The following is a 6,000-nucleotide window of genomic DNA, read 5'->3' on the forward strand; positions in this document are numbered from 1 at the left end:
ACAAAGAAAAATTTAAATATAAAAGATTATATCTCAGATGATTACATAATATGCTTTTATACGTGAAATTTGAGATAATATTTTACAAAGTTTATTTCAACCAATTTTTCTTAATACCAAATATAGAAAACCAAACTAGAACTGCTCCCAAAATAACTACTAATATGGGCATTACAGACGCTTGTGGACCATATACTTCGAGAGATTCAGTTGCAAACATATTATGTGTCATTTGCGGAATTATTGCTAACAATGAAATAATAAAAGCCAATTTAGACCATTTCTTTTTTAATACTAAACCTATGGCTCCTAATAAACCGCCAAATACTGCAATGGCAAATACTATTTCTGTCCATAATGGGTAACTTTCATACAGCTCTCTTTCTGCAACCGGCAATGCTTCAAGTGCTTCGGCAGATATAAATGTGTGCATAAAAAATGAGCCAACTCCCATTATATTCCACAGTAAACTAATTATTGTTAGCGTCCAGAACCATTTTGGAATTTTTTCGTTGTTTCCCATAATTATTTTTATTTAGGATTGGCATCAAAACTAACCATCCATTGTATGTTAAATTTGTCTGAAAACATTCCGAAATAAGAATCCCAAAAAGTTTTATTCATAGGCATTAATACTTTTCCCCCAGCAGAAAGTGCATTGAAAAGCCTATCGGCTTCATCTTTAGAATCGGTGTTTATTGAAACAGAAAAGTTAGTCCCTACTTTTACTCCTTCTGCCCATTCTCCACCGGCATCGCTTCCCATGAGCATTGTGTTCCCAACAGGTAAAGCAATATGCATTATTTTGTTTAATTCAGATTCTTCAAGTTTGCAATTTGGGTCGGTTTGAGGCATATCTTTAAATTTGCCGATAAATGCAAAATCGCCTCCAAATGCAGCTTTATAGAAATTAAATGCTTCTTCGCAATTTCCATTAAATGTCAAATAAGTATTTACTGTTGTCATAATTTTTAATTTTAATTTGTTAATACTATTGCTGAAAAAAATCTATCATAAGATAGCTTTTCATTCAACTCTTTTTCAAAATTTACTTCAAAATTCATTCTTTTTAATAATTCAAAAATACAAATATGTAAAAAAAATGTAGTTTAACAAATTTGGAGAGAGCAATGATTTTAGTTCAATAATCATAAGTAAAACAAAAACTTAGATAAATTATATAGCAAAATTTCAACTATCAATTGTATTAAACACAAGATGTAGTTTAGTTACGATTTTTCATTGGGACTGAGTTCGATTCAGTAGTTTCTTGTTGCCTTTTTAATATTTTTAGGTGATGTGTTTAGTAGTTTGTTATCACCTTTCAAAACCTGTATTTACTAAAAGGAAAATCAATCCAATTAAAAAGATAATCGCGATGACAAATCCAATCAGTTTTCCAATCCGATTGTGTTTCTTTAGTTCTTTATCAAGGCTTATAAGTGTATTTTCTTCAAGATTAAATAATGCATTCCTTAATTGCTTTAAATAAACATTGTGAGTGAATTTATTTATGAATATTATTACCAAATAGGAAAAAATATAGAATACCGAGAGCATCAAAATTTTATTTAATTCAAATATACCATCATTATTTTCCATTGTAAGGTTAAGACCGAATGTTGCTAAAACAATAGATAGAGCCACCGAATGTTGAATTAATTTAAGTTTTGTATTAAAGTATTTTATTTTATAAAGCAGTAGTTTGTGCAAATCAAATCCTCTGGTATCCATTTTATTGATAACTCTCAATTGAATTATCAAAAAAATAAATATTGATAAAGCAACAACAATATGGAATATTACTGCTGCTAAAATTGGAGTGTTGTTCAAATAGAAGAAAATATTATAAATTAACACCAAAGCTGAAATCAGAGATGCGGCAATTCCAAACCAAACTATTGTAGGCAATTTAGATGTTATGCTAATTGAGGTTTTTGAAATACTTTCTCTAATAAACACATCATCGTAAGTGTTATCTTCTGAGATTTTTTTATTTCCTTTTTCCCATATTTTTTCTATACTATCCATTTTTGCAAATTATGATAATAACTTTTTGAGTTTCGATTTAATACGTACAATTTTTACACTAATATTTTTCTCACTTAAGCCAGTAATTTCTCCAATTTCTGTGTAAGTCTTTTTTTCAAGGTATAATAGTATTATTCCCTTTTCAATTTCATTTAGTTTTGCAATTGCCTTATACAGTTTGTTTATCTCTTCGTCCATATTAGGCAAGTCCTCTTTTTCAATCAAAGTGTTTTGTTTTTCAGACAATGATTCCAAAATTGGGCTATTCTTAGATTTACGAATGTTGGTTATTGCTGTATTTAATGCAATCCTATACATCCAGGTACTAAAGGTTGACTTCCTACTGAAGTTGGGAAAAGACTTCCATAATTGCAGAGTTATCTCCTGCATCATGTCTTTCTTTTCTTCAGAATTATTGCAGTAAACATTACATACCTTATGAATAATCCCTTTATTATCAGATATTTCTTTAATAAATATGTCTTCTAAGTATTCATTATTCATAAGGTAAAGTAATGAAATTATTGGTTAAAATAATGTTGCAAAAAATGTGATTATTCCTGTAACTAAAGCAAGCGAAACTATTGACAAGATTACTTTTTGAAATTTTTTGCTAATTTCCTTTTGCGGTTTTACCTTTTTGGTTTTTGGCAAAAATACAATTACGGAAAGACACAGAAGAATAAAAGGCATCACATAACTGTCAATATCCCCATTAGTGATAAACTTTAGAATAATTATTCCAATTGCACTTACTGCTATAATTGATCCTAATAAATATCTGGTTTTTGATTCCATGTTTTCAATTTTAAAAGTTAATAATTATTCAATTAGTCGCAGTAATTTTAATTCACTACACTTTTAAAATATTTTTATTTGCAAAATCTTTTTTACTTTTAAAAACAACTATTAAGAATACTCTTAAAACTGCTACATGTTTGAAATATAGTTCTTTTACAAATTGCATTTTGTTTAAAATCAGGTGTTTGAAAGTTTTGTGTCACAATTGTCCATCGTATATATTTATTTTTTAGCTAACTTACTAAAAACCTGAAATGAAAATTCAATTTGGATTTAACATTTTTTAAGGCTATTTAGAATTAATTGACAAATACGGTTGAAAATCTTATTTATTTTTGACTTTTTTTAAAGACAGTTATTGAAATATATGTATGCCGAATTAAAAACGTATTATGACTAAAGCACATTTAATTATTTTATTTTTGTTTATTTCCTCTACTTATTCAGTTATGAGTCAGGAAATAAAGGAAGTAGAAACTTCTCCTTTATTAAATACAAACTGGCATCAAAAAGGACTTTATGCAAAGTACAGTCCAGACAATGGAATGATAGGGTGCTGGTCAACTGCATTTGCTCAAATTTTTTACTTTCATAGTCTTTTCCCAAAAGGACAAATAAATTATACTTTGAGTAATAATAATAAAATCAAGATTAATATTGATACTGTACATTTTAGTTCAAGAAAATTTCCTGAGAAGCTTGACCAAAAAACCTCTCAAAACCTCATAAATGATGTTGCAATGTATAGTTTTTGTACTGCAACAATAATTAAGAAAGATTTTGGATCCGGTAGTTATTTGTGGGAAAAGGAGGAGATAGAAGCCATATTGGAAAAGCATTATGATTGTAAAGTTAATTTTTACGAATATAATCAAACAGAATTAGAGACTAAGTTCGATAGTATTGTTATTCTTATACAAAATGAAATTGATAATAAACGTCCAATGTTATACTATGTAGAGGACTCAAAAAGAAAGTTTGGGCATGCAATGGTGATTGATGGATATAAGTTCAAAAAGAATCACTTCTATATTCACCTGAATATGGGATGGAATGGAAGATCTGATGGATGGTATAGATTAGACAAGCGAGTATTTATCCAATATAATGATAAAGAGCAAAGAATTTTATATACTATTAATCCGTCATAATCCTTTTTATACCAATCAATTAACTTATAAGCTGTGAGCCAAGTGGTCGTCAAATTCTTTAATGTTAGCAGCTTTTATTATAATTTACTTACTACCTTTTAGAGGAATAGTCCATACATTTTTTTCTAAATCAATAGTTCCTCCCATTTCTTCTTTTACAACTCTATCTGTTACAATTCATCCTTTTTCAGCCATATTCTCAAACGTGTCGATACCCTCATTAGGGAAACTTTGTCTGGTTCTATGTATATTATATTGAACACGGATTTTCAGGGTTAAAAACTCACCGTATTTTATGAGTATGTTGCCCCTTCAAAGATCATTTGAGTGTTGTTTAGCCAAGGCATTTTTGATTCTTTGAATTTATTCATGTTTTCAAGAATCATAGATAGATTGTACTAAAGTGCATTTTTTATTTTCATAATATTCCTTTCCCTTTCAAACGAATAAGTTTTGCTTTTCAAATTAATTAGTTCATACAGTTGAAGTGCTTTTTCAAGGTATTTTTTTGACAGCTCAGATTTGTTACTAAAGCCTATTTGAGAAATACATTCTGATAGCTGTTCAATATTATCAATATTAAATCCTTCGAAATTGCTTAAATATTCATTTGATTCTTCAATGTTTAAGAGAAGAAATTTATCAATGTCGAAGTTTAACTCGTTTAATAACATTCCTTTTGCATCATCAACTTGTTTCTCAATATTTATTGCTAATCTATCCTGACCACCAAGAATATTTTGTCGAATTGCTCTCAATATAAGTTCAATTTTTTCAATTTCTCTCAAGATATAGTCTCTTTGCTCCATTGTTTTTATGTTTGTCTGTTTTAAATTGAACTAAATTATCTTGTATATTGTCAAATCAAAATCTTTCATCAAGATTTTTCATTTTCCATTAATAATTTTCAAATAACAGTTTTAGACTTTCTGCGATAAAAATATGTTAGCTTTCAAAATTGTGGAATTATTAAGTTTGTTTTTATAAATCGTTGGTCTCTATCTATTCACTCATTGGTTCTGCCCAATCAGAATTTCTTACAAAAATTGTATATTGAATATAAGGTTTTCCTTTGTCGTTCATCTCGAAAAGATCTGTTACCGGTAGCAATTGGAATGTTGTGTTCATCCTGTTTGATTGCGAATATGGACTATTTTCGGCATTCATCTTAATCAATGATTTGCTGTTTTCTGGAGTCATTCGCTTGAAATCTTTTATTCCATATATATACATAATTAAGAGATTATCGGCAGAAACAGGTATTCTGGTATATTTGCCTTCGTCTCTCATAAACTCAGGAAATTTGCTACTTGGCATCACAGTGTAGCTATCGTTAAGCAAAAAATTGATAGACAATATTTGGTTTTCTAAACCCAAATCGGATTGTCTAATTCTTGAAGCCAATGGATGTTTGCCATTTACTCGGTATTGAAAAATGTGGAATAAGCCATAATAGCCATAGATTCTACTTTCGTAGAGTTGATAACTTTTGTAAAGTTTGTGAAAATTCTCAAACATTACAGTTCCTCTATTCTCTTTTTGCTGAAGATATTTGAAATTGGAATGTAGATGAGATAAAATTGAAAGTGTATCCGGCGAATTAATATAAACTGAATTTAGATATTCAATTTGGAGTAAAAGACTATCAATTTTGTCTGAAGTAGCTAACTCTTTTTTTGTGTCAGGCAATAATTCATTTAAATATTTAGAACTTAGCGATACGTCTTGAATTTTATCAATCCCAACGAATTCAAATTTATTGTCTTCCGGAAGTTGCTGATAATATTTGTGAAATGAAATGTATTTATTGAAATAGTCTTTATTATTTCTTCCTTGTGCAACAACCCATTTTTTGAGAATATCAGCTAACAATATCTCATCGCCAGACTTTAAAAAATCATTTAGCCTGCATAATTCACAAAAACAAGCAAAATGATGTTAATATTCTGTAATACAGATAAATGCAAGCTTTGATAAAAAACATTAATTTTTTAAATAAAAATGGAGTTCATGTATA

Annotated in this window: 8 protein-coding genes; 1 reads left to right on the top strand and 7 read right to left on the bottom strand. The window is 28.6% G+C overall.

Annotation, left to right across the window (positions count from 1 at the left end):
* Positions 1-91 precede the first annotated feature (91 nt).
* The 5 genes from HN894_15760 to HN894_15780 form a co-directional block, all read right to left on the bottom strand.
* Complete coding sequence (locus tag HN894_15760) at positions 92-523, bottom strand: hypothetical protein (protein ID MBT7144779.1); 432 nt, start codon at positions 521-523, stop codon at positions 92-94.
* A gap of 8 nt (positions 524-531) precedes the next feature.
* Positions 532-966 carry a VOC family protein gene (locus HN894_15765; GenBank protein ID MBT7144780.1) on the bottom strand — a complete coding sequence of 145 codons (435 nt, stop codon included), beginning with the start codon at positions 964-966 and terminating at the stop codon, positions 532-534.
* Positions 967-1,317: 351 nt separating this feature from the next.
* Positions 1,318-2,031, bottom strand: a complete 714-nt coding sequence (locus HN894_15770; protein ID MBT7144781.1) for a hypothetical protein — start codon at positions 2,029-2,031, stop codon at positions 1,318-1,320.
* A gap of 9 nt (positions 2,032-2,040) precedes the next feature.
* Positions 2,041-2,535, bottom strand: a complete 495-nt coding sequence (locus HN894_15775) for a sigma-70 family RNA polymerase sigma factor (protein MBT7144782.1) — start codon at positions 2,533-2,535, stop codon at positions 2,041-2,043.
* Positions 2,536-2,559: 24 nt separating this feature from the next.
* Positions 2,560-2,829, bottom strand: a complete 270-nt coding sequence (locus HN894_15780) for a hypothetical protein (protein MBT7144783.1) — start codon at positions 2,827-2,829, stop codon at positions 2,560-2,562.
* Positions 2,830-3,224: 395 nt separating this feature from the next.
* Between HN894_15780 and HN894_15785 the strand changes: the two genes are divergently transcribed.
* A complete protein-coding gene (locus HN894_15785; protein MBT7144784.1) occupies positions 3,225-3,983 on the top strand; it encodes a hypothetical protein in 759 nt (252 codons plus the stop codon).
* A gap of 398 nt (positions 3,984-4,381) precedes the next feature.
* On the opposite strand, the gene HN894_15790 is transcribed toward HN894_15785, so the two are convergent.
* Positions 4,382-4,792: a hypothetical protein gene (locus tag HN894_15790; GenBank protein ID MBT7144785.1), complete on the bottom strand. Its 411-nt coding sequence runs from the start codon at positions 4,790-4,792 to the stop codon at positions 4,382-4,384.
* 193 nt (positions 4,793-4,985) lie between these two features.
* Positions 4,986-5,855, bottom strand: a complete 870-nt coding sequence (locus tag HN894_15795) for a hypothetical protein (protein MBT7144786.1) — start codon at positions 5,853-5,855, stop codon at positions 4,986-4,988.
* Positions 5,856-6,000 lie beyond the last annotated feature (145 nt).

The sequence above is a fragment of the Bacteroidota bacterium genome (genome assembly GCA_018692315.1).
GTDB lineage: Bacteria > Bacteroidota > Bacteroidia > Bacteroidales > JABHKC01 > JABHKC01.